Origin of the sequence: Rhodanobacter ginsenosidimutans (assembly GCF_042655685.1) — a bacterium.
GTDB classification, from domain to species: domain Bacteria; phylum Pseudomonadota; class Gammaproteobacteria; order Xanthomonadales; family Rhodanobacteraceae; genus Rhodanobacter; species Rhodanobacter ginsenosidimutans.
Window position 1 is genome coordinate 381,753 of record NZ_JBHSMM010000001.1, and the last position, 24,851, is coordinate 406,603.

Below are 24,851 nucleotides of genomic sequence, written 5' to 3' on the forward strand. Positions count from 1 at the left end.
GCAGGGGAGAGGGCGCACGCCGCGACAAGGCCCCAGTCAGCCTTCCCCTGACACAATGGTCACTCCCCGGCTGGAACCTCCCATGCGCCTGCGCCCAGCGATTTCCCTGATCGCCCTGATCGCCCTGATGGCGGGCGCGCCCTTGCGCGCCGCGCCACCGCCACCGTCGTCGACCAACGTGGCCGATCTCCCCGCCGTGCTGGTCACCGGCGTGCAGCCGGGGCCGGGCATGTGGCGGGTGTCGCGCGGTGATCACGAGCTGTGGATACTGGGCACGCTGTCGCCGCTGCCGCGCGGCATGACGTGGCAGTCGCGGGAGGTGGAATCGGTGATCGCCTCCGCGCAGCAGATCCTGCTGCCGCCCTCGGTGAAGATGAAGGTGGACACCGGCTGGCTGGGCAAGCTCTTTCTGCTGCCGTCGGCCTATAGCGCGCGCAAGAACGAGGATGGCAAGACCTTGCAGCAGGTATTGTCCGCGCCCACCTACGCGCGCTGGCAGGCGTTGAAGCAGACCTATCTCAGCGACAAGCGCAGCGTCGAGCGGTGGCGGCCGATCTTTGCCGCGCAGGAGTTGTACAAGGCGGCGATCAAGGCCAATGGCCTCAGCAATTCCGGTGGCGTGAAGGCTGCCGTCGATGCGCTGGCCAAGCAGCATGGCGTGGCCGAAACCGCGGTCGAGTATCCGGTGACGATCGAGCACCCGCGGGCGGCGATCAAGGCGTTCAAGCAGGCCGCACCCAACGACGTGATGTGCATGAGCCGCACGCTGGATGCGATCGAGCATGACCTGCCGTCGATGAAAGCCCGCGCCAACGCCTGGGCCACCGGCGACCTGCAGTTGCTGCGCGAACTGCCCGACAGCAACCGCCGCCAGGCCTGCATTGATGCGCTGGCGGACGCGGGTTTTGCGCGCCAGCTGGGTATCGACGACATCCCCGAGAAAGTACAAGCCACCTGGCTGGCCGCGGCGCGCAAGGCGCTGGAAACCAACCGGCAAACCTTCGCCATGCTGTCGATGGACGAGCTGCTGAAACCCGATGGCTACCTGGCGAAGTTGCGGGCCGAGGGTTACACGATCGAGGAGCCGGTGGAGTGACCTCGCCCTTGTAGGAGCGACTTCAGTCGCGATGCTCTTCGCCGGGCTTCCAGAGCAAAAGCGTCGCGACTGAAGTCGCTCCTACAGGTACGGGAAGCGTCAGGCGCTGACGCGATCCAGCTCCGCAATTTCGTCCGCGCTCAGCTGCAGCTTCACGGCGCCGATCAGGTCATTCAATTGCGTCACCGTGGTGGCGCTGGCGATGGGCGCGGTGATGCTGGGGCGGGCGATCAGCCAGGCCAGCGCCACCTGGGCCACGGTGGCCTGGTGTGTCGCGGCCACCGCGTCCAGTGCGGCCAGCACCTGCAGGCCACGCGGGTTGAGGTAGCGCTTTACCGCGCTGGCGCGGGCGCTGCTCTTGGCCAGATCCGCTTCGTCGCGGTACTTGCCGCTGAGGAAGCCGCTGGCCAGCGCGTAGTAGCTGATCACGCCGATGTTCTCTGCGCGGATTAGCGGCTCCAGTTCGTTTTCGTAGCCGGTGCGCTCGAGCAGGTTGTATTCCGGTTGCAGCACTTCGTAGCGGGGCAGGTTGTGTTCGCGGGCCGCCGCCAGCGCGTCGGCGAAACGGATGGCGCTGTAGTTGGAGGCGCCGATGGCGCGCACCTTGCCTTGCTCGATCAGCCGCGCAAAGCCGCCCAGCGTGTCGGCGAGCAGCACGCTGGCATCATCCTCGTGCGCCAGGTACAGGTCGATGTAATCCGTCTGCAGGCGCTGCAGCGAGCGGTCCACCGCCTGTTGCAGGTTCACCGGCGACAGGCCCGGCTGCTCGGCCCATTTGCCGACCTTGGTGGCGATCACCACCTTGTCGCGCTTGCCGCTGCGCTTGAGCCAGCGGCCGATGATGGCCTCGGACTCGCCACCCTGGTTGCCCGGCACCCAGGCGGGGTACACGTCGGCGGTATCGATCAGGTTGCAGCCGGCGTCGACGAAGGCATCCAGCAATTCGAATGAACGCGCTTCATCGGCGCTCCAGCCGAACACATTGCCGCCGAAGGCGAGCGGGGCGATGGAAAGCGGCGAGTTGCCTAGCGGGCGTAATGACATGGAGACGTCCGAACGAAACGTGGGGAGGCCCAAGTGTGGCCATTGCGGCACCCAGTTTCAAATCGTGCCCATGATCGGGCTGGACGTTTGCGGTCATTTGCTGCGAAATCGCCGGTGTTCTGGCGGGTGTTCACACTCAGCGGGGCGCTTCGACTCTGGTCGCGGTGCGGCCGACGCTCAGGCCCGGAATGGTGGCCGCTCAGCGCGGCGCTGCAATGCGCGGCAATGCGGTCGTCACCGCGCAGCACGCCACGCCGCACTTCAGTGCGTCGGGCCTCGGCTTGTTCGTGGTGGCGGCGTCCTGATTCGTGGTCTCTTCGACGTCGGACCAGATCAGCTGGGCGTGGGTCAGGTGGCCATGCAGAAACAGCAAATCCTTCCATAGCGAACTCATGAGAAGCTCCTTCGCGGGGGCGCAACGACTTGGGAGGCGTTCAAGGTACGCGCGGTAAGGGCCGCCAAAAAGCGATATATTCGCAAGACAGGCTTGAGGGAAATTCAATATGGCGAAGCTTCCGCTGGGCTTGTTGCAACAGTTTGTGCTGGTGGCGCGATTGGGCAACCTGTCGCGCGCGGCGACGCAGGCGAACCTCACCGTGAGCGCGCTCAGCCACCAGATGAAACAGCTGGAGGAGCGGCTGGATCGGCGTCTGTTCGAGCGCGGCCCGCGCGGCGTCACGTTGACGGTGGAGGGTTGCGCCCTGCTGGAAGCGGTAGGCGGGCATGTCGATGGCATTGAACAGGCGCTGGCGGCATATCGCACGCGCCACCACGACGCGCTCACGCTCAGCGCCAGCCCCGGCATCATGTCGAGCTGGCTGGTGCCGCGGTTGCCGCGCCTGGTGGCCGTGCATCCGGAGCTGGAGCTGACCTTGCAGTCGGGTTCGACCCTGGTCAATTTCGCACGCGAGCCGGTCGATGCCGGTTTGCGTTATGGCCGTGGCGAGTGGCCCGGTTTGCATAGCGAGCGCTTGTTCGGTGAGTGGATCGCACCGGTGGCGGCGCCTGAGCTGATCGCGCAGATGGGTGATGCCGATCCCGGCGACCTGTCGTGCTGGCCGCTGCTGGGTGAGCCGGCCTCGTCCCGGCGCTGGCTCGACTGGTTCGAGCATCGCGGCGGCACGCCGCCGAAGCGCTACGTGGCGCAATTCGACAGCCTCGATGCGCTGCGCCACGCGGCGCTGGAAGGTCTCGGCGTGGCGCTGGGGCGGATGGTGACGTCGAAGTCGCTGATCGACGCGGGCCGCCTGCAGGTGCTGGGCGACAACTACCTGCCGGTGTCCGAGGCGTACTGGCTGGTGTATCCGCCGCGTTCGCTGGAGCATCGCGGCCTGCAGGCTTTCCGCGAGTGGCTGCTGGCCGAGGCGGACGATTACTGCCGGCAACTGCCGGCCACGAGCCGCTGCGGCGCGGTCGAGGATTGAAGCGGCGAGCGGGTACCATGGAGCGTTCAACGCATCCGCACCGCATCGAGGAGCCGCATCATGAAATCACGCGCCGCCGTCGCCTGGGAAGCAGGCAAGCCGCTGTCGATCGAGCAGGTCGACGTTGCCGGTCCGAAAGCCGGCGAGGTGCTGGTACGCATCGTCGCCACCGGCGTCTGCCACACCGATGCGTTCACCCTGTCCGGCGCCGATCCGGAGGGCATGTTCCCGGTGATCCTGGGCCATGAGGGCGGCGGCATCGTCGAGGAAGTGGGCGAAGGCGTCACCTCGCTGAAAGTCGGTGACCACGTGATTCCGCTGTACACGCCCGAGTGCGGCGAGTGCAAATTCTGCCGCTCGGGCAAGACCAACCTGTGCCAGAAAATCCGCGTCACCCAGGGACAGGGCCTGATGCCCGACGGCACCTCGCGCTTCTCGTTGAACGGCAAGCCGCTGCTGCATTACATGGGCACCAGCACGTTCAGCGAATACACCGTGCTGCCGGAGATCTCGCTGGCCAGGATCAACAAGGCCGCGCCGCTGGACAAGGTGTGCCTGCTCGGTTGCGGCATCACCACCGGCATCGGCGCAGTGCTGAACACGGCGAAAGTGGAGCCGGGCGCCAGCGTGGCGGTGTTCGGCATGGGCGGCATCGGCCTGTCGGTGGTGCAAGGTGCGGTGATGGCGAAAGCCGGCCGCATCGTGGTGGTCGACACCAACCCGGCCAAGTTCGAGATGGCCAAACTGCTGGGCGCCACCGACTTCATCAACCCGAAGGACTACCCCGATACGCCGATCCAGCAGGTGATCGTGGAGCTCACCGACGGCGGCGTGGATTATTCGTTCGAATGCATCGGCAACGTCAACGTGATGCGCTCCGCGCTGGAGTGCTGCCACAAGGGCTGGGGCGAGTCGATCATCATCGGCGTGGCCGGCGCGGGGCAGGAAATCAGCACGCGGCCGTTCCAGCTGGTGACCGGACGCGTGTGGCGCGGCTCGGCGTTCGGCGGGGTGAAGGGCCGCTCGCAGTTGCCCGGCTACGTCGACCGCTACATGGCGGGCGACATCAAGATCGACGAGATGATCACCGAAGTGTTGCCGCTGGACGACATCAACCGCGCATTCGACCTGATGCACGAAGGCAAGGTGATCCGGTCGGTGATCCGCTACTGACGAAAGGGCGGCTGGCTGCTCAGCGCAGCCAGCGCCCGGCGAATTCATCCGCGGGGACGGGGCGGCCGATCAGGTAACCCTGCACAAGGTCGCAACCCATCGCGACGAGAACCGACAGCTGGGCCTCGTCCTCGACGCCTTCGCCGACCACGGTGTACGACAAGGTCTTGGCCAGGGCGATGATGTGCCGGACGATTTCCTGCTGCCGCGGGTCGTCGGGAAGGCTTCGGATGAAGGCCTGGTCGAGCTTCAGCACGTCGGCCGGTATGCGGGTCAGGTAGACGAGCGACGAGTAGCCCGTGCCGAAATCGTCGAGCGCGACCCGAATGCCTTCCGCCCGAAGCGCGACCAGGGTCTGCCTTGCCTTGTCGGAGTCATTGACCGCGGTGGCTTCCAGTATCTCGATTTCCAGGCAGCTGGCGTCCAGTTGATAGCGCTCCAGGCTCGCCCGCACCACTTCCAGGATGGACGTCCGTTCGAACTGGGCGGGCGACATGTTGACCGAGACGGAAATCGAGACTTGGCCGCTGTCCTGCCACTCCCGCATCTGCGCGCAGGCGCGGTCGAGCACCCACTCGCCAAGCCACACGCCCAACCCCATTTCATCGAGCAGGTGCACGAAAACGCCGGGTGACACCAGCCCGCGCGTGGGCGAGAGCCAGCGCACCAGCGCTTCCGCACCCACGATTTCCCGCGTGCGGGCATCGACCTTTGGCTGGAAATGCAGCACGAGCTCGTCGTTCTGGACCGCCCGGCGCAGTTCCTGGGTCAGGTCGAAGCGGGCTTTCGACTGCGTGTTGAGTTCGTTCGAGTAGAACTGGAACCCGCCCCGCTGCTCGCGCTTGGCCTTGTACATGGCGGCGTCGGCCATCTGCAGCAGCTCATTGAAATGGCCGGCATGCGCGGGATAAAGCGCCACGCCCATGCTGGCCGGGGTGTTGATCCGGTACTCGTGCACGGTGATCGGTACGGACAGGTCGCTCATCAATGCCCGCAACCGTTCGTCGAGAACGGTGCGCTCCTCGCCGTTCGCGAGGCCTTGCAGCAGGAGAACGAATTCATCGCCGCCCAGCCGGGCGAGCGTGTCGTCCTGGTGCAGGCGCTTCCTGAGGTTGGTCGCGCATTGCAGCAGCAGCTCGTCACCGGCGGCGTGGCCGAGGGTGTCGTTGACCTGCTTGAAGTTGTCCAGATCGATCAGGATCAGCGCGACCGAGGTCTGCTCGCGTTGCGCGCGGTCGATGGCCTGCTCGCAGCGCTGGCGCAGCAGCACGCGGTTCGGCAGGTCGGTCAGTGAATCGTGGTGGGCCTGGTGGTGAAGCTTTTCCTCCTGCGCCAGGCTGGACAGCGCGATACCCAGCCGGTCGGCCAACGCCCGGCCGCCCTGCACGATGTCGTCGGTGGGTGCGGGCCGCTTCGCGTGGGCCAGCAGCAGCACGTGCCCGAGGCGATCACCGTGGCGGATCGGGAAGGCCATCAACTGCGCCGGCGGGGCGGGGCAAAGCCGATCCAGGAATTCGTGCGGCAGGCTGTCGGGTGGGAGGATGGTGGCCGGTTGCGTGGGGCTGAGCCGGGTCAGATCGATTTTTCGAGTCGACGTGCGCACGCAGCCAGCAGCGTGTCCGGGGTCGCAGGTCAGCAGGTAATGGCCCTGCTCGCCGCTGGGTACCAGCAGGCCGGCGCCGTCGCAGGGAATGGCCTTGCGAACATGCCGCAGCACCTCGCTGGCGAGCTGCTCCATGCCGGAGGCGCTGATGATGGCGCGGTCGAGCTCGCTCAGCATGGCGAGCATGTGGAACCTGTATTCCAGGTTGCCCGCCATGTCGTTGAACGTCTCGCCCAGTTCGGTGAACTCGTCGTTGCCGGCCAGCTCGATGCGGGCGCCCAGGTCGCCTGCCGCCAGTCGCTGGCTGGCGTCGGTGAGCAGGTTGAGCGGCTTCATCTGGCGCTGCACCTGCCTGATCGCGAGGGCGGCGGCCAGGATCAACGCCAGCAGGAAGGTGATCGGGAAAAAATGCCGGAAGTTGTTCAGCGTGCGCAGGGCGTCGGCGCGGGACGCAACCTGCATGATGACGAAACCCGGGCTTTCAAACGCGGGCAGGAACTTGGGGCGCCACAGGCCCACCAGCAGATCCTCCCCGGCATGGCTCCAGCGCACGGTGCCACCCGTGCCCGTGCCCAAGACCGAATACAGCATCTGCCTGTCCGGCGGCACCAGCCCGGGGGTGCAGAAGAGCACCGCAAGATCGGCATCGAGAACGCAGTAACGCTCGGGGGAGAAATCGTTGGTCCACAACGAGGCGGTTTCGATTTCCCCGACCAGGGCCGTGCCCGGTGAGGCGGAGGGAGCGACCAGTTCGACGGGACTTCCGGAGGCCAGTCGCAGCACCACGCCGCCATGGCCGAGCCGGGTCCGTTGCTCCACCGTCAGCGCTGCCAGCGGCTGCAGGGAGGTGCCGGTGAAACCGGATCGGGTCACCGCCTGCGCGTTGCCGACGCCCGCTTGCGCAAGCTGCTTCAGCGCGCTGGCATGAGTGTTCAGGCTTTCGATCACGGCCATGCCGAACGACTTGCTGTCGGCGCGCAGGTGCTCGTAAGCCGAGTTCAACAGCAGCGTGCTGACCTGGTGGTAGGCATACCAGGCCACGCCGCTCATGGGGATCAGCGCGGCCAGCACGAATTGAAGGATGAGCCGCCGGCTGACCTTTCCTCGCAGGTAAGTACGCATCGCGTACCTAGAAATCCCGGGCCTTGCCGACGTAGCTGCCATTGCCGGCGCGCACGATGTCGTCGCGGGCGAAACGCGCCGTCAGCTGGGTCTGGCTGCGACCATCCGGACCGGCGCTGTACAAGTCGTAGTCGGTGTTGATCGGATTCATGTTCTTGTCCCGGCGCACCTTCCCCGTGTTCGGCGGGGGATCGATGTCGATGGGCAGGTACTGGTAGGGATTTCCCCAGGGATCGACGGCGTCCTTGATGCCGATCTCGGACAAGCTGGCGGGGTAGCTCAGGTGCTGGGCGTAATAAGCCTCGAGGCCCAGCGACGTCGTTGTCATGAACTGCACGGCCTGGCTGGTCCTCACGCGATCGATGTAGCGCGAATAGGTGGGCAACGCGATGACCGTGAGCAGCGCCACCACGGCAAGCACGATCATGAGTTCGACCAGCGTAAGGCCATGGCCCCGCGTGTTCAGTGTGTTGTGCATGGCCAAAGGTTGAGCCGTGTAGATTGAGGAGACAGCGACGGCACGATGGTTGGACGGACGGCAGAAGCTCCTTGTGGTTAACGGCGCCGGTTGACCGGCCTTGAATGTGGCGGGTTACGGCTGCCAGCGCAGATCCACCCCCAGCAGGAAGGTGCGGCCTGAACCGGGCTCGAAATAACGGCCATTGCCGTCGTTGACGATCACCGAGCCCACGTAGCGGCGGTCGGCCAGGTTGTCGATGCGGGCGAAGGCGTGCGTGCGCCAGTGGCCGCCTTCGACGACGTAGCCCATGCCGGCGCCGAACACGGCGTAGGGCGGTGCTTCTACGGTGCCCAGGTCGCCGGTGGGTACGGTGGCCATGTAACGGCTGTCGAGATCCGCCTGCCAGCCGGTTTCGCCGCCGAAATGCAGCGCGGCGTAACTGTTGGAGCGTGGCACGCCGGCGATCCGCGCACCCGCGTCGACGGGCGTATTCGGCGCGGAGCAGCGGCCGGCGCAGGCCAGGAACGGCGAGCGGAAGCGGGCGTCCAGGTAGGTGTAGGCGAGTTGCAGTTTCCAGCGCGGGGCGAGTGTCGTGGTCAGCGACGCTTCCGCACCCTGCCGGCGGGCGCGCGGGATGTTCTGGTAGGTGGTGCGACCGCCCAGGCTGGTGGCCACGGCGACTTCGTCACGGCTGTCGGCGCGGAACAGCGCGATATCGGCCTGCGTGCCCGGCCGCGGCCGCAGCTTCAGGCCCACTTCGGCGCTGCGCGTGCGCGAGGGTTGCAGGCCGAAATTGAGCCCGCTGTCGCCGTCGTTGCGGTAGCCCAGTTCGGAAAACGTGGGCGTCTCGAAACCCTTGCCGTACGACGCATACAGGTGCGCGGTGGGCGAAACGCGATACAGCACGCCGGCCACCGGCGTGGTGGCCGAATAATCTACGCGGCCGCTGTCGTCGGGGTTGCGGGCGGTGAGGTAGCGGTCGTCGGTGGCGAACTTCACCTCGCTGTGGCGCAGGCCGGCCATCACCGTCCACGCGTCGGCCACGCGCCAGCTGGCCTGGGCGTACTGGTCGAAATCGTGGACGCGGTCCTGCTCGTCGCGGCGCAGTGCGCCGCGCACGCCCACGGTGTCGTCGACGAAGTTCTCGTAACCGCGCCGGTGCTGGTGCTGGTTGTCGTAGCTGGCGCCCACGGTCAGCTCGAACGGCCGCCCGGCCAGCGTGCTGGCCCAGGTCCAGCGCGCGTCGCCGCCGCCGTATTCGTTGCCCAGGTCGACCACGCCGCCGGCGCTCAGCGGGCTGATCTGCGCCACGGCGGGAATCGACAGGTATTGCAGCACGCTGCGCTGGCCGTAATAGCCCATCAGGCGCAGGTGGCTGGCGTCGCTGAGCTGGTCGTCGTAGATCAGGCCGGCCTGCTGCTGCGACACGCTTTTGCGCGTGTTGAACGTGGTGGCGGCATCGTCGGCCTGGCGCGGGTTGTCCTGGAATTGCCGGGGCGTGAGCCCCAGCGGGTCCTGTGCGCCTGGCAGGTTCATCGTGTTCAGCACCACGGTCAGCTTGCGGTGCTCATCCAGCTTCCAGCCCAGCACCGCGTTGCCCGATTCGCGTTGCGCGCGGCTGTGGTCGCGGTAACCGTCGGTGCGGAAATGGCTGAAGTCGAGGTTGTAATCCAGCGCCCCCTGCACGCCGCGGGCGTTGAGCGTGGCGCGCAGCAAGCCGTCGCTGCCGCCGGCCAGACCCAGCCGCACCTGCGGCGGGTCGGTGCCCTCGGCGCTGAACAACTGCACCACGCCGCCGGACGCGTTGCCGTACAGCGCCGAGAACGGCCCGCGCAGCACCTCGATGCGGTCGGCGGCATCGAGATTGAAATGCGACACCTGGCCCTGGCCGTCAGGCATGGTGGCGGGAATGCCGTCGCTGTACAGGCGCACGCCGCGGATGCCGAAGGTGGCACGCGCGCCGAAGCCGCGGATCGAGATCTGCGTGTCCTGCGCATAGTTCTGGCGGTCGCGCGCCAGGATGCCGGGCACGCCCTGCAGCAACTCGGACGCGTTCACATCCAGCGAACCGCTGGCCGGCGCGGCCACCACGTCGACCGAGGCGGCCACGTCGAACGGCGATTGCGCCGTCCGCGTGGCGGTAACGGTGATCGGTGCCAGCTCGGCCTGCGGCGTGGTTTGTGGTGTGGCGGCGACGGTGGTGGCCAGTGCCCATGTGGGCAACAGCAGGCCGCGGCGAAACATTCGCTGGGTGGACATGGGGGAAAGGTTTCCTTCAATGCGCTTGCGGTGGTGGCAGCGCGATACGGTCATGGTAAGCGGCAGGCGCCCGCCATGCATGTAAACGGCATCGTCACGCCCGCGTACAAGAAAATGGTGAACCGATTATCCTTATCGCTGGCGGGGCGGATTCATCTTCCCCACGGGTTTGGAGTGTGGGTGGTAGGAACTTTCGCAGCCCGGAAGATTTCTACCACCCACGCTCCTGATACCCGGCCTGCACGCACGAAATCTCCACCCATCACCCACCGGCGGTGCATGACGCCACCGCTGCGGGATCAGGATTATGTCGATGACGTACTTGAAGAAGTTCGGCCTGCTTCTCGCCCTGTTGCTGGCGGGCAGCTGGCTGGGAGCCGGCGCGCAGGTGGTTGCGGCGGGCACGGCCGAGCCCGACCAGCCCACCGATGCGCTGGTGCCACCCACCAGCGCCAGCGACTTCACCGCCAGCCAGCTCGACGACGTGCTGGCGGGCAGCTGGCGCAGCGAGGCCAATCGCGCCCGCGATAGCTGGCGCCACCCCAAGGCCACCTTGCAGTTCTTCGGCATCCAGCCCGACCAGACGGTGATCGAGATCACCCCCGGCGGCGGCTGGTACGCCGAGCTGCTGGCGCCGCTGCTGCACGACAACGGCCACTACATTGCCGCCGAGCAGGCGCCGTCGAGCAACAGCGAGGCACGCACCGACGACAGCAAGCTGCGGCGCAAATTCGCGGCCGATCCGGCGCACTTCGGCAACGCCACCATCGTCAGCTTCGATCCGAAAAAGCCGGTGTTCGGCGCGCCCGCCTCGACCGACCTGGTGCTGACCTTCCGCAACGTGCACAACTGGGTCATGGCCGACACCGCGCCGGCGATGTTCAAGGCGTTCTACGCGGTGCTGCGGCCGGGCGGCGTGCTGGGCGTGGTCGATCACCGCGCCGCTGACGGCGCCACCCTGGCGGCGGTGAAGAGCAGCGGCTACCTGCCCACCGCCGCGGTCATCAAGCTGGCCACCGACGCCGGTTTCAAGCTCGATGCGCGCAGCGAGATCAACGCCAACCCGGCCGACAACCACGACCATCCCAAGGGCGTGTGGACGCTGCCGCCCACCCTGGCGCTGGGCGATACCGACCGGGCGAAATACCAGGCCATCGGCGAGTCCGATCGCATGACCCTGCGTTTCGTCAAGCCGGCCGCCGCCACGCATTGAGTCGTCGCACCGCATGCTGATCGCCCTCAACAAGCCGTTCGGCGTGCTGTGCCAGTTCACCGACGACCGCGGCCGGCCCACGCTGGCCGGCTTCGTTCGCCAAACGGACGTCTATGCGGCTGGACGGCTGGATCACGACAGCGAGGGATTGCTGCTGCTCACCGACGATGGAAAGCTGGCCCACCGCCTCACCGACCCGCGCCACAAGCAGCCCAAGACCTACCTGGCCCAGGTCGATGGCGAGATCGACGACGCCGCGCTGGCGGCCTTGCGCCGTGGTGTCACGCTGAAAGATGGCCCCACGTTGCCGGCGCTGGCCGAGCACGTGGCCGAACCCGACTGGCTGTGGCCGCGCGATCCGCCCGTGCGCTTCCGCAAAAGCATCCCCACCAGCTGGCTCAGCCTCACCCTGCGCGAAGGCCGCAACCGCCAGGTGCGGCGCATGACGGCGGCGGTGGGTTTTCCCACCCTGCGGCTGATCCGCGTGCGCATCGGCGGCTATGCGCTGGAGGGTTTGGCGCCTGGCCAGACCCGCGTGCTGCAACGGTAGAACCGACTTCTGTAGGCGCGACTTTTTTGTGGGAGCGACTTCAGTCGCGATGCTCTTGTTCTGGAGCTCCAAAGAAGAAGCATCGCGACTGAAGTCGCTCCCACATCGGAGCCGCCTTACAGGCCCGCCAGCCCGAAGAACGCTTCCGCGGTGGCCGTGCTGTTCGCCGCCGTCACCTCGGCGCTCTCGCCGCGATCGCGGGCGATCTCCTCGCAGATATGCCGCAAGTACATCGGTTCGTTGCGCCGGTGCGCGGGCGGCGGTCGCACGGTGCGCGGGAGCAGATACGGTGCGTCGGTTTCGATCATCAGCCGGTTGGCGGGAATTTCGCGCACCAGCTCGCGCAGGTGCAGGCCGCGGCGTTCGTCGCAGATCCAGCCGGTGATGCCGATGTGGCAATCCAACGCCAGGTAATCGCGCAGCGCCTCGGCGGTGTCGGTGAAGCAATGCACCACGGCGGCCGGCACGCGGTCGCGGTAGCGACGCAGCAGGGCCAGGAAATCGGCGTGGGCGTCGCGCTGGTGCAGGAACAGCGGCATGCCGCGGTCGACGGCGATCTGCAGCTGGCGTTCGAATACGCGCAGTTGCACATCGCGCGGCGAATAGTTGCGGTTGTAGTCCAGCCCGGTTTCGCCGATGGCGCGCACGATCGGGCCGAGTGACAACTCGCGCAGTCGCGCGTCAGTGGCGTCGTCGTAGTCGATGGCGTGGTGCGGATGCACGCCGGCGGTGGCGTACAGGCGACCGGGATGGGTGGTGGCCAATGCCAGCGCGTGCTCGCTGCCTTCGCGCGAGGCGCCGGTGACGACCAGTCGATTCACGCCCTGGGCGGCGGCGCGTTGCAGCACCGCGTCCATGTCGTGCTGAAACGATTCGTGGCCGAGGTTGGCGCCGATGTCGACAAGATCCATGTGATCCGCGTCCTGGCAAAACGCCCATTGTGGCGTGCCGGTGCGGCGGCGCAAGTGCAGGAAGACGTGAAAACCTGCATGCAGATTCATCACGGTGGGCTGCGTATAAAAACCCGGTGCCGCAAGCGGTGAAGGGGGCGACAGCGTTCGCGCGGTCGTGCATCGCAAGCGACATTCGGGGTTGCAACAGAGTGCACGAGGCGTCGTCCGACGGCTTTCGTGTCGAGCCGCATACCGTTGTCTGGGAGAGAGACATCATGCGTAGCCAGGTTTCCGTTTCCGCCGCATCGCAAACCCTTCGCCGCCGATCCATGGTGCTGCTGCGCTGAGAGCTGACTGACAGTCCGGGCGGTGGCGGCCGTGGTCATCGCGGCGCGTTGTCGTCCCCGGTTGTCGTCGGCTTTCCTGCTCATGGCCCGGCCATGCCTGTCGTTGCGCATCGTTCCGCGGCCTTCGCGGTGGCGTCGTTTGCCGTTGGCGGCGTATCGACCGGGCGCGCGGCACGCAGCCCACCCGTATCCCTTGTCGCCAGGTACGACGAGCCGCGCGGTGCCGGGAGAAGGCGTCATCCGCGGGCCGCCGCCGCTCGCCAACAGCAGCCCTCCGCATGCGGCAACGCAGCGGCCATCCGCTTGATACAGCGATCACCACCGTCTGGGAGTTCACATGAACAACAACGTTTTTCGCAGGGGCGTACTCGCCGCTGCGCTGGCCGCCGCCATGGCCAGCACGGTCAGCTTTGCCGCCGCGGTTTCGCCGACCGGCGATCCGGCGCGGATGGACCTCACCTCGCTGCAGGGCCAGCCAACATTCAACCGCTTCATCGTCACTTACCGCCAGGGCAGCAGCGAGCGCGCCAACCACGCGGCTGCCGTGCAGACCGCCACCGCGGCGCTGAACCGGGCCGGGCTGGTGCGCGCCGGGCGTAGCGTCGCCGGCGCACCGGCCTCGGTCAGCATGCGTTTCCAGCGCAAGCTGGCAGTGGGCGGCGACCTGTTGCGCACGTCGCGGTCGCTCGACCGCACCGAGGCTGAGGCGCTGATCCGTCAGTTGTCGACCGACCCGGCGGTGGCCTACGTGGTGCCCGACGTGATGCGCCATCGCGTGCGCGACGTGGCGGCCTCGACGCTGCTGCAACCGCAAACCGTGACGCCGAACGACACCTACTACGCCAAATACCAGTGGAACCTGAAAGCGCCCGACGGCACCGTCACCACCGAGGGCCACGCCAACCTGGGCGGCACCAACGTCAACAACGCGTGGGATCTGGCCGACGGCACCGGCGTGGTGATCGCCGTGCTGGATACCGGTATCACCACGCACGTGGACGTGGACACCTCGCTGGGCGACGCCGGCTATGACTTCATCGTGGACAGTTTCGTCTCCGGCCGCGCCACCGACGGCCGCGTGCCGGGCGGCTGGGACACCGGCGACTGGACCACCGAGGAGCCCTGGCTCACCGAGTGCACCGACGCCACCCACCCGCCGGAAGACAGCTCCTGGCACGGCACCCACGTGGCCAGCACCGCCGGTGCGGAGCTCACCAACAACGCGCGGGGCATGGCCGGCATCGCCCACGGCGCGAAGATCCTGCCGGTGCGCGTGCTCGGCCATTGCGGCGGCTATGACAGCGACATCAACGACGCCATCGTGTGGGCGGCGGGCGGCCACGTGGACGGCGTGCCGGACAACACGCACCCGGCGAAAGTGATCAACCTCAGCCTCGGCGGCCCCGGCACATGCAAGGCCAAGGATCCGGCGGCGCAGGCGGTGGCCGCGGCCAACGCGCTGGGCGCGGTGGTGGTGGTGGCGGCGGGCAACGAGGATATCGATGCCTCGAAAACCTCGCCCGCCAGCTGCCCCGGCGTGATCACCGTGGCCTCCACCGGCATCACCAGCAGGCGCGCCTTCTATTCCAACTACGGCAAGGCGGTTGAGATCGCCGCACCCGGCGGTGGCGTGTACGAAAACGATGCCGACAGCGGCACCCCTGTCAACGACGGCTTCATCTGGCAGGCGCTGAACAGCGGTGCCACCACGCCGGTGCCCAACGACACACTCTACGGCGGCTATGCCGGTACCTCCCAGGCCACCCCGCACGTGGCCGGCGTCGTGGCCTTGATGCAGAGCGCGCGGCTGGCCGCCGGCATGGCCTTGATGACGCCGGCCGAGGTGCTGGCCACCTTGCAGCAAACGGCACACGCGCCCAGCGTGAAGCCGCCGGCCAACCGCCGCATCGGTGCCGGCATCGTCGATGCCGACGCGGCGGTGCGAGCCGCCGTCGGCGACGGCGACGCCACCGTGCTGACCAACGGCGTGCCGCTGATGGGCCAGTCCGGCAGCACCGGCAGCAGCACCGTCTACATGCTGTCGGTGCCGGCCGGCGTGCATACGCTGAGCCTGCGCGCCGATGGCGGGCGCGGCAACGTGTCGATGTACGTCAAGGCCGGCGCCGCCGGCGGGGCCTCGGACTATGACTACAAGTCCGCGCGGCCGGGCAATCGCGAGTCGGTGGTGGTGCCGCGCCCCGCGGCAGGCAGCTGGTACGTGACCGTGGTGGGTGAGACGGCGTTTACCGGGATGAACGTGGTGGGCAGCTTCCGGGCGCCGCGTTGATTCACCGTTGAACCAGGCGGGCTCGCACCCGGCGAGCCCGCCGCTTCTTTCGATTCCCCAGCCGTCAGCCAGCGGCTGGGTCGGGTCGCCTCCATCAGGCTGCAACGCCAACACCCATGCCATCGCCGCCGCCGCCGCGTTGTGCTACCAATGCGGGTTCGCGGCGCGTTGGAGCGTTGCCCCACCGGAGGAACCCATGTCGGCCTTGTCCAGCCCTGCGCAACCACGCGATACGGCCGTCGACGACGTGCAGGCGTGCGCGTTGCTGGTGGCGCGGGGGCGCTTGAAGGAGTCCGACCTGGGCCGCGCCCGGCGGCTGCACGAGGAGTCGCCCGAGGGCACGCTGACGTCCTTGCTGGCGCGGCTGGGGCTGGTGTCCGAGCGCGACCTGGCCGAAGCCTGGGCCGAGCTGCTGCAGGTGCCGCTACTGGCCGCGCGCGATGCGCCGGAGCTGCCGCCGGCGGAGCTGGAAGTGTCGCTGCGCTTCCTCAAGCAGCAGCACGTGGTGCCGGTGCACGACGCGTCGGGCCTGGCCTTGGTGGTGGCCGATCCCGCCGATCCCTATCCGCGCCAGGCGGTCGAGCTGGCCGCGGGGCGACCGGTGGCGTTGCGCATCGGCCTGCGCTCGGACATCGACGGGCTGATCGAGCGCTATTACGGCAGCGGTCGTTCGGCGATGGGCACCATCGTGGAAAACCTTGACGGCGGCGCGGCCGAGGAAGACGACGTCGAGCATCTGCGCGACCTGGCCTCCGAGGCTCCCGTCATTCGGCTGGTCAACCTGATCCTGCAGCGCGCGGTGGAGCAGCGCGCTTCGGACGTCCATGTCGAGCCGTTCGAAAACCAGCTGAAGGTGCGCTATCGCATCGACGGCGTGCTGCATGACGTGGAGGCGCCGCCCGCGTCGTCCACCGCCGCGGTGATCTCGCGGGTCAAGATCATGGCGCGCATGAACATCGCCGAGCGCCGCCTGCCACAGGATGGCCGCATCCAGTTGCGGGTGCAGGGCAAGGAGCTGGACCTGCGCGTGTCCACCATGCCGACCAGCTTCGGCGAGTCGGTGGTAATGCGTATCCTGGATCGCGAATCGGTGGTGTTCGATTTCGCCGCGCTGGGCTTCACCGACAGCTTCCAGCAGCGTTTCGTCGACGTGCTGCAGCGCCCGCACGGCATCCTGCTGGTCACCGGCCCCACCGGCTCGGGCAAGACCACCACGCTGTACACCGCGCTGTCGCGGATCAACACGCCCGACGTGAAAATCATCACCGTCGAGGACCCGGTCGAATACCAGATCGAAGGCATCAACCAGATCCAGGTGAAACCGCAGATCGGGCTGGATTTCGCCGGCGCGCTGCGCTCGATCGTGCGGCAGGACCCGGACGTGATCATGATCGGCGAAATGCGCGACCTGGAAACCTGCCGCATCGCGATCCAGTCCGCGCTCACCGGTCACCTGGTGCTGTCCACCCTGCACACCAACTCGGCCGCCGGCGGCATCACCCGGTTGCTGGACATGGGCGTGGAGGATTACCTCCTGGGTTCCACCGTCAACGGCATCCTGGCGCAGCGGCTGGTACGCACGCTCGACCCGGAAACCGCCGTGGCGTACGAGCCCGCGCCCGAAGTCATCGCCCAGTTCGAGCTGGAGAAATACACCGATCAGCGCCCCATCCGCCTGTGGAAACCGGGCAGCAGCACCGCCAACCCCAGCGGCTACCGCGGCCGCCAGGCGATCATGGAATTCCTGCCCATGACCGACCCGCTGCGCCGCCTGGTGATGCAAAAGGCCGACGCCGGCGCCATCGAAAAACAGGCCCGCGCCGAAGGCATGCGCACCATGTACGAAGACGGCATCGCCAAGGCCGTCGCCGGCGTGACCACGCTGGAGGAGGTGCTGCGTGTTACGCAGGAGGGCTAAAAAGCACGCCGCCGCGCCGCTGGAAGCTGCCGTAATCCCCTCTCCCCTGCGGCGACCGAAGGGAGTCCCCTTGTGGGTGGAGGAGGGTAGGGAGAGGGGGACATGCCGCGGGGAAGCTGATCGAAGCGAAACACGCCGCGGGGAAGCTCATCGAAGCAAAACACGTCGCGGCAAAGCTCAACGAAGCGACGCACGCTGCGGGAGGGTTTCCTATCTGTCTTCCCCGCAAGCCCCGGCCCCTCTCCCCAACCCTCTCCCCCACGGGGAGAGGGGGCAAACGTGCCGTGCAGTTTCGCTTCTGGGTGAGCTCGCGGAGCTGTGCGGGGAGTGGGTTCCATGACCCTTTTTCGATACCGCGCCATCACTGGCGCGGGGGAATCCCTGCGCGGCCAGATGGAAGCGTCCAGCGCAGAGGAGGTGATCGCCCACCTGCAGGACCAGGGCCACACCCCGCTGGAAGCGCAGCCGGCCGACGCGGCCGACGGTGGCGCTGGCGTCGCGGCACTGTTCACGCGCGGCCCGTTCAGCGGTGACCAGCTGGCCCAGTTCACTCATCAGCTGGCGACCTTGCTGGGCGCCGGCCAGCCGCTGGACCGGGCGTTGGGCATCCTGCTGGATCTGCCCGAAAGCGAGCGGGCCAGGAAACTGATTGAGCGCGTGCGCGAGCGGGTGCGGGGCGGCAATACGTTGTCTTCGGCGCTGGACGAGGAGCACGGCGTGTTTCCCCGCCTGTACGTGAGCCTGGTGCGCGCGGGCGAGGCCGGCGGTTCGCTGGAGGAAACCCTGCGCCGGCTGGCCGATTACCTGGAGCGCGCCCAGCAACTGCGTGGCAGCGTCATCAACGCGCTGATCTACCCGGCGTTCCTGCTGGTGGGTGTGCTCGGTTCGCTGGTGCTGCTGCTGGCCTACGTGGTGCCGCAATTCGTGCCGATCTTCCAGGACATGCAGGTGCCGATTCCCTGGATTACCCGCGCGGTGCTGCTGTTGGGCAATACCTTGCAGGCGTGGTGGTGGCTGATCGCACTGTTGCTGATCGCTGGCGCGGTGGCGTGGCGCGCGCGGCTGCGCGATCCGCAGGCACGGCTGGCGTGGCATGCCCGCCTGCTGCACCTGCGCTGGATCGGCCCGCTGCTGCTGAAAGTGGAAACCGCGCGCATCGCCCGCACCCTGGGCACACTGCTGAAAAACGGCGTGCCCCTGCTGAGCGCGCTGGCCATCGCGCGCCAAGTCACCGGCAACCGCGCACTGGATGCGGCGCTGGCCAGCGCCCACGAGGAGGTCAAGGGTGGCTCCGGCCTGAGCCTGGCGCTGGCGCAACCGGCCCTGTTTCCAAGGCTGGCGCTGCAGATGGTGCAGGTGGGCGAGGAGGCCGGCCAGCTCGACACCATGCTGCTGAAAGTGGCCGACACTTTCGAGATCGAATCGCGCCGCGCCATCGACCGCCTGCTGGCCGCGCTGGTGCCCGCGCTGACCATCGTGATGACGGTACTGGTGGCGATCATCATGGCCGCGATCCTGCTGCCGCTGTTGAGTTTGACCAGCAATATTCAATGAGGAGGAGTACGGCAATGGCGAAGTTTCTGGCGTCGGTGGGGCAGGGAATCGGGAATCGGGAATGGGGAATGGAGAGAGCGAAAGGCCGGTGCTTGCCAGCTTTCCCCATTCCCCATTCCCGATTCCCCATTCCCGGGCGCGCTTCGCGCGCCAAAGGCTTCACCCTCCTTGAAATGCTGGCCGTGATCGTGTTGATCGGCATCGTGGGCACCATCGTGGTGCGGCAGGTGGGCAACAGCGTGGACAAGGGCAAGTACGGTGCGGGCAAGGTGCAGTTGCAGGTGCTGGGCCAGGCCATCGACAGCTATGCGCTGGACAACGGTTCACCGCCGCGCCAACTGCAGGATCTGGTGACCAAGCCTGCCAACGCGCCGAACTGGCAGCGTCCGTACGTCAAGCCGTCGCAGTTGCTGGATCCCTGGGGCCATGCGTTCGGCTACACCGTGCCCGGCGAACACGGCAATTTCGACCTGGTCTTCTACGGCCAGGACGGCAAGCCCGGCGGCGACGGCTACAGCCAGGATGTGGGTAGCTGGCAATGAAGCCGGGAATGGGGAATCCCACAGGGGGACTTCCTTACGGTCGTGGGGAGTGGGGAATGGGAAAAGCCGGCGAGCGCCAGCTTTTCGCTCTTCCCATTCCCCATTCGCTATTCCCCATTCCCCGGCGCGCAACGCGCGCCACCGGCTTCACCCTCCTTGAAATGCTGGCCGTGATCCTGCTGATCGGCGTGGCCACGGCGGCGGTGGCATTCTCGGTGACGCAGGGCCTGGCCGGCGCCCGTGCCGCAGCGGCCAGCGCCGACCTGGCCGCCGCGCTGCGCGCCACCCGCGCCCAGGCGATCGTGCGCGGCAAGGCGCAGGTGTTCGACCTCGATACCCGCGACAACCGCTGGCGCAATGCCCGCGGGCAAAGCGTGCAACTGCCGCCCGGCATGCAGTTGAGCATCACCAGCGCCCGCGAAGATGCCCCCGACGACCACACCGGCCGCATCCGCTTCTTTCCCGACGGCAGCTCCACCGGCGGCCACATCGTGGTGCAGCGCGGTGAGCGTCAATGGCGCATCGACGTGGCGTGGCTGACGGGCGCGGTGGTGGTGCGATGAAGCCGGGATTCGGGATTGGGGATTTGGGATTCGAAAAGCACTCGGCATCCAGCCCGCTGGCACAGCCTCAGCGCCACGGCTTGCCGGGAGGCGCCTTTGCTCTAACGAATCCCGAATCCCGGCTTTCAACAGACGAATGTCTGGTCATCCCGAATCCCAGGCGCGCTGCGCGCGCCAACGGCTTCACCCTCCTCGAAGTCCTGGCCGCCATTGCGCTGCTCGGCATCGCGTTCGCAGTACTCATGCAGGTCGTCGGTGGCGCCATCGGTCTCACCGGGCAGGCGGCCGATGCCAGTGAGGCGGCGATGTGGGCGCGCAGCAAGCTCGACAGCGTATACGTGGTTGAGCCGCTGCGCCCGGGTCACAGTGCCGGTCGTTTCAATCGCAAATTCCAGTGGCAACTGGACGTGACGCCATGGAACGCTGCCGCTACGGCCAATGACCAGACGCCGCTGCAGCTCTACCAACTGGATCTGCAGGTCAGCTGGGGTGTTGCCGCACATCCGCACACGGCGAATTTCCGCACCCTGCGTCTGCTCTCGACTGGCGCGGATGCCAACCCGATGGCGCCGACGCGATGATTGGGCGCGGGAGGGTGCGATGAGAACCGGAGTTTGGCGAGGCGCGCCCGGGATTTGGGATTCGGGATTCGGGATTCGGAAAGCACTCGGTGCCCAGCCTGCCGGCACGGTGCCAACTCCACGGCTTGCTGAGAGGCGTTTTTGCTCTAACAAATCCCGAATCCCGAATTCCCAATCCCGGCTCCAACAAGGCTTCACCCTCCTGGAAGTCCTGGCCTCGCTGGCCTTGCTGGCCTTGCTGATGCTGGGTGTCTACGCCGGCGTCCGCATCGCCACGCGCAGCGTGCATGCCGGCAATGCGCGGGTCGACCGGCTCGACCAGGTGCGCGCGGCGCAGCAGCTGTTGCGTCGCGAGCTGGCGCAGGCGTTGAATCAGACCATTGATCACGATGACCACGGCGCGCCGCTGGTTGTCGATGGCGCGCCGCAGCGGTTGCGTTACGTAGCGCCGTTGCCGGGTTACCTCGGCCAGTTGGGGCCGCAGCTGCAAACCTTGCGCCTGGTTGATGACGACGCGGGTGGCTTGCGGCTGGAACTTGGCCTGGCCCTGTTGCCGCCCGATGGCAGTGAACCGCAGCCGGTGGGTGAACCGCAGGTGCTGGTCGATCATGTGCGTGCCGGCCGTTTCAGCTATCGCGGCGTCGACGTGCGGGGGCGCGCCACGCCGTGGCTCGCCAGCTGGCCCGATGGCCGTGTGTTGCCGCGGCTGGTGCGGGTGGAATTGCAGCTGGATGGCATGGTGCCCTGGCCCACGCTGGAGGTACCGCTGCGCGTGGAGGCTGGCGACACTGGCCGCGGCGCGTCGAGCTTGCCGATCCGTCGCATGGGGACGCAGTGATGCGCGCATGTCCATCACCTCGACGGCAGCGCGGCGTGGCCTTGCTGCTGGTGTTGTGGGCGTGCGCGCTGCTGGCCGTGCTGCTGGGCGGTTACGCGGCCGTGGTGCATACCGAGGCGGTGCTGGCGCGCCATCAACTGGCGCAGACCCGCGCCCATTACGCCGCCGAAGCAGGGCTCATGCGCGCCTTGCGCGGGTTGCACGATACGCGCGCCAAACAGCGCTGGATCGGTGATGGCCGTCTGTACACGATGTCTTACGACGGCGCCGAGGTGCGGATTCATGCCGTGGACGAGAGCGGCAAGGTGGATTTGAACAGCGCCACGCCCGAGGTGTTGCAGGGCTTGTTCCAGGCCGCGGGCGTGGCCCCGGATGCGGCGCAGGCGCTGGCCGTGCGGGTGGTGGAATGGCGCAGCCCTTCCGTGTTCGATGGCACGACCGGCGATGCCGCGGGATATGCGGCGGAGGGTCGCCGCTACCGGCCGCGGCACGCCCCCTTCGCCAGCGTCGAGGAGTTGCAGATGGTGCTGGGCATGACGCCGGCGCTGTATCGCACGCTGGCGCCGCACATCACCTTGTGGTCGGGCCAGGCCAGCCCGGACCCGAACGTGGCCACGTCGCTGGCGCTGGCCGCGATTCCCGGCATGACCGCCGGGCGCGTGCAGGAAATCCTGGCCGCGCGGCAGCGCAATGCCGCTGATCCCGAGCTGACCGTTGGCAGCGGAGTCACCCACAGCGTGCGTTCGCAAGCTACGCTAGCGGATGGCACGCAAGCGGTATTGCGGGCCACGGTTCGCTGGCGGGCGGGGAGCGCCGCCGCGCAACCTTACGCGGTGTTGCGCTGGCAGGAGGGAGACGAGGAATGAATACGCTGCTGCCGCCGCTGCGGTCGGGGCGCGATCGCCTGCGCCAGGCTTGGCGCAGCTCGCCGTGCCCGGCGTTTTTCGCCTGGTGGGGTACTGAACTGCGCGCGCTGTTGCCGCCGCGCTGGCGTGGCTGGCTGGGCGATGGCGTGGCGTGGCATCTGCTGCAGCAGGAACAGGGGCAGTGGACTTTGCGCCGCGTCGGCGAGGCGCAGCCGCTGGCGCGCTGGTCCGTCGATGACGCGCCCGCCCAACGCGCCGCGGTGAGCACGGCGCTGCAAGGTGTGGATCGCGAAGACCGCCGCCTCGCCTTGCTGCTGGATCCGCGCACGGTATTGCGGCGCGCCGTTTCGCTGCCGCTGGCCGCGCGCAGCCAGCTGGCGCAGGTGATGGCGTTCGAGATGGATCGGCAGACGCCGTTCACCGTCGAACAGGTGCATTACGCCGCGCGCGAACTGCCGTCGGCCACGCTGGCCGCGGCCGGGCTTTTCCGTGCCGAGCTGCTGGCCACGCCGCGCAACAGGCTCGATCCGTTGCTGGCGTCCCTGGCGGCCGTCGGTGTGGTCATCGATGCGGTGGATCTGCCCGAGGGGAATGGACGGCTGGGCATCAACCTGCTGCCGCCCCCGCGCCGGCCGCATCATGTCCATCCGCGCCGCCGCTGGAATCGCGCGTTGGCGGTGGCCTGCGTGACGCTGCTGGCGCTGGTGCTGTGGCAATACCTGCACAACCGTCGGCAGGCGCTGGTGCGGATGCAGGCGCAGGTGGAAAGCCTGCACGCCGATGCGCAGCAGGTGCTCGCCCTGCGCCAGCAACTGCAGGACAACGCCGGCGCCGCCGGTTTCCTGGTGCAGCGCAAACAGCATGCGACGACCATGCTGGCGCTGCTTGCCGACCTGACCAGACGTCTGCCTGACAGCGCCTGGCTGGAGCGGCTCAGTATCGATACCGATGGCCAGGTCGGCATGCAGGGCCAGAGCCGGCAGGCGGCACGATTGCTGGATGCCTTGAAGGATTCACCGCTGATCACCGACGCCAGTTTCCAGGGCTCGATCCAGCCTGATGCGCTCACCGGCAAGGAGCGTTTCTACCTGGTGGCGCAGTTGCGGCAGGCGCAGGCGCAAGCCGGCAGCGCCGTGCCGGCCAGCAGCGGCAGCGCGCCATGAGTTATTCGCCCACCCCGCGCGAGCGCCGCATCGCCGCCATGCTGTTGCTGCTGGCGGCGCTGGCGCTGGCCTATTTCCTGTTGCTGCACTGGTGGTGGGTGGCGCCGCTGCGGCAGATCGATGCCCGCATGGATGAGCTGCAACAGACGCACGCCCACTACGCCGCGGCGATCGCCGAGCAGCCACGGCTGGAGCAGCGGCTGGCTGCGTTGGGCGCGGGCCAGGCGGCCAGCAGTGCGTTCCTTCCCGAAAGCGATACCAACACCGCGGCGGCAGGTTTGATGCAGCGCGTGGTCGACGTGGTGGCTGCACAGACTGCCAACCGGGGTTGCGTGGTCAGCCAGAAAATGCCCATCCCCGATCCACCGGCGGCAGGCAACGAGCCTTATCGCAAGGCGTCCGCGCGCGTCAGCCTGAGTTGCGCCATCGAACCCTTGGCAGCGGTGCTGCACGCGCTGGAGCAGGGCACGCCGTACCTGTTCGTCGATGAGCTCAACATCTACCGCAATCCGACGGCAGCGCAGCAGGACGGTACCGCGCCGCTGGAAGTGCAGCTTACCGTATCGGGCTATCTGCGCCCCGCCCGCACCACCACACAGGTGCAGCCATGAATGCCGCCAGCCAGCGCCGGCTGACCCCGGCCCTGCTGCTGTTGCTGGCCGTGCTGGCGGGTTTGTGGCTGCTGCTGTTGTCCGGCGCTGGCAGCCGCGCGCACTGGCCGGCCGCCAGCCCGCCGTCGGTGGCGCCGGTGGCGGATCGTGCCGCGCCGTTGCCGCCTCCGGTGCCGCGCAACCAGTTCGCCGTGGTCTGGCAGCAACCGCTGTTCAATCCCGATCGCAAGCCCGTGACGCCGTCGGCAGGCAGCGGCAGCATCGGCGAGCTGGAACTCACCGGGGTGATCATCACGCCGACCATGCAAATGGCGCTGCTGTACGACCACCAGGGCAATCGGCAGGTGCGGCTGCGTGCTGGCGAGCGGGTGTCCGGTGGTGACATCACCCTGGTCGAGGTGAAGCCGCGCTCGGCGGTTTTCGACACCGCCAACGGTCGGGTGGAGTTGTCCCTGCGCGCGGGTGCACCGATCGATGGCCCGTTGCCGGCGCCGGGTCAGGCTGTTGGGCCAGGTCCCGGCAGCAGCGTGTCCTGGCCGTCGACGTCGCTGGTCACCCCGGCTCCAGCGGCCGGGCCGGGCGGCCGTCCCGGCGAGCCTGTTGCGGGTGCAATCCGCGCTCCGGCGCAGACGTCTCCCGACACTCGAACCAATACCCAAACGCAGCGCATCCGCGCGCTGCGCGAGATCATCCAGAAACGTCGCGCCGCGCAAGCCGCCGCGGTCCACGAAGGAGAGCATTGAG

22 protein-coding genes are annotated in these 24,851 nt (G+C 67.7%); 16 read left to right on the plus strand and 6 right to left on the minus strand.

All coding sequences use genetic code 11. The features are described from left to right. The first annotated feature begins 82 nt into the window (after window positions 1-82). Window positions 83-1,096: a TraB/GumN family protein gene (locus ACFPK0_RS01560; protein WP_377337901.1), complete on the plus strand. Its 1,014-nt coding sequence runs from the start codon at window positions 83-85 to the stop codon at window positions 1,094-1,096. A 99-nt stretch (window positions 1,097-1,195) separates the two neighbouring features. Here ACFPK0_RS01560 and ACFPK0_RS01565 read toward each other — a convergent pair whose 3' ends face one another. Together ACFPK0_RS01565 and ACFPK0_RS01570 are read right to left on the minus strand one after the other, a co-directional pair. Beyond that, window positions 1,196-2,140: an aldo/keto reductase gene (locus tag ACFPK0_RS01565; RefSeq protein WP_056082821.1), complete on the minus strand. Its 945-nt coding sequence runs from the start codon at window positions 2,138-2,140 to the stop codon at window positions 1,196-1,198. Window positions 2,141-2,339: 199 nt separating this feature from the next. Beyond that, complete coding sequence (locus ACFPK0_RS01570; protein WP_056082818.1) at window positions 2,340-2,534, minus strand: hypothetical protein; 195 nt, start codon at window positions 2,532-2,534, stop codon at window positions 2,340-2,342. Window positions 2,535-2,643: 109 nt separating this feature from the next. Here ACFPK0_RS01570 and ACFPK0_RS01575 point away from each other — a divergent pair, with 109 nt between their 5' ends. Further along, window positions 2,644-3,564: a LysR substrate-binding domain-containing protein gene (locus ACFPK0_RS01575; protein ID WP_377337904.1), complete on the plus strand. Its 921-nt coding sequence runs from the start codon at window positions 2,644-2,646 to the stop codon at window positions 3,562-3,564. 60 nt (window positions 3,565-3,624) lie between these two features. Continuing rightward, window positions 3,625-4,737 (plus strand): S-(hydroxymethyl)glutathione dehydrogenase/class III alcohol dehydrogenase, encoded by a 1,113-nt coding sequence (locus ACFPK0_RS01580; RefSeq protein ID WP_056082813.1) that lies wholly within the window; start codon window positions 3,625-3,627, stop codon window positions 4,735-4,737. Window positions 4,738-4,756: 19 nt separating this feature from the next. Here the strand turns inward: ACFPK0_RS01580 and ACFPK0_RS01585 are convergent, their stop codons facing one another. The 3 genes from ACFPK0_RS01585 to ACFPK0_RS01595 all read right to left on the minus strand — a co-directional run bounded on the left by ACFPK0_RS01585 (window position 4,757) and on the right by ACFPK0_RS01595 (window position 10,166). After that, a complete protein-coding gene (locus ACFPK0_RS01585) occupies window positions 4,757-7,462 on the minus strand; it encodes a putative bifunctional diguanylate cyclase/phosphodiesterase (RefSeq protein WP_377337907.1) in 2,706 nt (901 codons plus the stop codon). A gap of 7 nt (window positions 7,463-7,469) precedes the next feature. Further along, window positions 7,470-7,940, minus strand: a complete 471-nt coding sequence (locus ACFPK0_RS01590) for a prepilin-type N-terminal cleavage/methylation domain-containing protein (protein WP_056606566.1) — start codon at window positions 7,938-7,940, stop codon at window positions 7,470-7,472. Between the two features lie 114 nt (window positions 7,941-8,054). Next, window positions 8,055-10,166, minus strand: coding sequence for a TonB-dependent receptor family protein (locus ACFPK0_RS01595; RefSeq protein ID WP_377340204.1), 2,112 nt, complete (start codon window positions 10,164-10,166; stop codon window positions 8,055-8,057). Between the two features lie 328 nt (window positions 10,167-10,494). On the opposite strand from ACFPK0_RS01595, the gene ACFPK0_RS01600 reads away from it, so the two are divergent. Together ACFPK0_RS01600 and ACFPK0_RS01605 are read left to right on the plus strand one after the other, a co-directional pair. After that, window positions 10,495-11,394 carry a class I SAM-dependent methyltransferase gene (locus ACFPK0_RS01600; protein ID WP_377340207.1) on the plus strand — a complete coding sequence of 300 codons (900 nt, stop codon included), beginning with the start codon at window positions 10,495-10,497 and terminating at the stop codon, window positions 11,392-11,394. A gap of 13 nt (window positions 11,395-11,407) precedes the next feature. Then, on the plus strand, window positions 11,408-11,944 hold the full coding sequence (locus tag ACFPK0_RS01605) for a pseudouridine synthase (protein ID WP_377337909.1): 537 nt from the start codon (window positions 11,408-11,410) through the stop codon (window positions 11,942-11,944). Between the two features lie 116 nt (window positions 11,945-12,060). Here ACFPK0_RS01605 and ACFPK0_RS01610 read toward each other — a convergent pair whose 3' ends face one another. After that, on the minus strand, window positions 12,061-12,855 hold the full coding sequence (locus ACFPK0_RS01610; RefSeq protein WP_377337911.1) for a TatD family hydrolase: 795 nt from the start codon (window positions 12,853-12,855) through the stop codon (window positions 12,061-12,063). A gap of 666 nt (window positions 12,856-13,521) precedes the next feature. Here ACFPK0_RS01610 and ACFPK0_RS01615 point away from each other — a divergent pair. The 11 genes from ACFPK0_RS01615 (at window position 13,522) to ACFPK0_RS01665 (ending at window position 24,850) form a co-directional block, all read left to right on the plus strand. Continuing rightward, a complete protein-coding gene (locus tag ACFPK0_RS01615; protein WP_377337913.1) occupies window positions 13,522-15,471 on the plus strand; it encodes a S8 family serine peptidase in 1,950 nt (649 codons plus the stop codon). A 196-nt stretch (window positions 15,472-15,667) separates the two neighbouring features. After that, window positions 15,668-17,389, plus strand: coding sequence for a type II secretion system ATPase GspE (gspE, locus tag ACFPK0_RS01620; protein WP_377337915.1), 1,722 nt, complete (start codon window positions 15,668-15,670; stop codon window positions 17,387-17,389). Window positions 17,390-17,725: 336 nt separating this feature from the next. Then, window positions 17,726-18,943 carry a type II secretion system inner membrane protein GspF gene (gspF, locus tag ACFPK0_RS01625; RefSeq protein WP_377337917.1) on the plus strand — a complete coding sequence of 406 codons (1,218 nt, stop codon included), beginning with the start codon at window positions 17,726-17,728 and terminating at the stop codon, window positions 18,941-18,943. Between the two features lie 173 nt (window positions 18,944-19,116). Then, window positions 19,117-19,485: a type II secretion system major pseudopilin GspG gene (gene gspG, locus ACFPK0_RS01630; protein ID WP_056606552.1), complete on the plus strand. Its 369-nt coding sequence runs from the start codon at window positions 19,117-19,119 to the stop codon at window positions 19,483-19,485. Between the two features lie 116 nt (window positions 19,486-19,601). Continuing rightward, entirely contained in the window at window positions 19,602-20,048 is a 447-nt protein-coding gene (locus ACFPK0_RS01635) for a type II secretion system protein (RefSeq protein ID WP_377340209.1), read from the plus strand. Further along, window positions 20,045-20,629 carry a type IV pilus modification PilV family protein gene (locus tag ACFPK0_RS01640; RefSeq protein WP_377337919.1) on the plus strand — a complete coding sequence of 195 codons (585 nt, stop codon included), beginning with the start codon at window positions 20,045-20,047 and terminating at the stop codon, window positions 20,627-20,629. Before ACFPK0_RS01635 ends, ACFPK0_RS01640 begins: the two co-directional genes overlap by 4 nt. Window positions 20,630-20,789: 160 nt before the next feature. Then, window positions 20,790-21,467 (plus strand): prepilin-type N-terminal cleavage/methylation domain-containing protein, encoded by a 678-nt coding sequence (locus ACFPK0_RS01645; protein ID WP_377340212.1) that lies wholly within the window; start codon window positions 20,790-20,792, stop codon window positions 21,465-21,467. Between the two features lie 35 nt (window positions 21,468-21,502). Beyond that, a complete protein-coding gene (locus tag ACFPK0_RS01650) occupies window positions 21,503-22,333 on the plus strand; it encodes a type II secretion system minor pseudopilin (RefSeq protein WP_377337921.1) in 831 nt (276 codons plus the stop codon). Then, the gene (locus tag ACFPK0_RS01655; protein WP_377337923.1) at window positions 22,330-23,496 is read left to right on the plus strand and encodes a PilN domain-containing protein; all 1,167 of its coding nucleotides are present in this window, start codon (window positions 22,330-22,332) and stop codon (window positions 23,494-23,496) included. The genes ACFPK0_RS01650 and ACFPK0_RS01655 overlap by 4 nt, the downstream gene beginning before the upstream one ends. Then, window positions 23,493-24,107 (plus strand): type II secretion system protein GspM, encoded by a 615-nt coding sequence (gspM, locus tag ACFPK0_RS01660; RefSeq protein ID WP_056082779.1) that lies wholly within the window; start codon window positions 23,493-23,495, stop codon window positions 24,105-24,107. The genes ACFPK0_RS01655 and gspM overlap by 4 nt, the downstream gene beginning before the upstream one ends. Beyond that, window positions 24,104-24,850, plus strand: a complete 747-nt coding sequence (locus tag ACFPK0_RS01665) for a hypothetical protein (protein ID WP_377337925.1) — start codon at window positions 24,104-24,106, stop codon at window positions 24,848-24,850. Before gspM ends, ACFPK0_RS01665 begins: the two co-directional genes overlap by 4 nt. Window position 24,851: the final 1 nt, after the last annotated feature.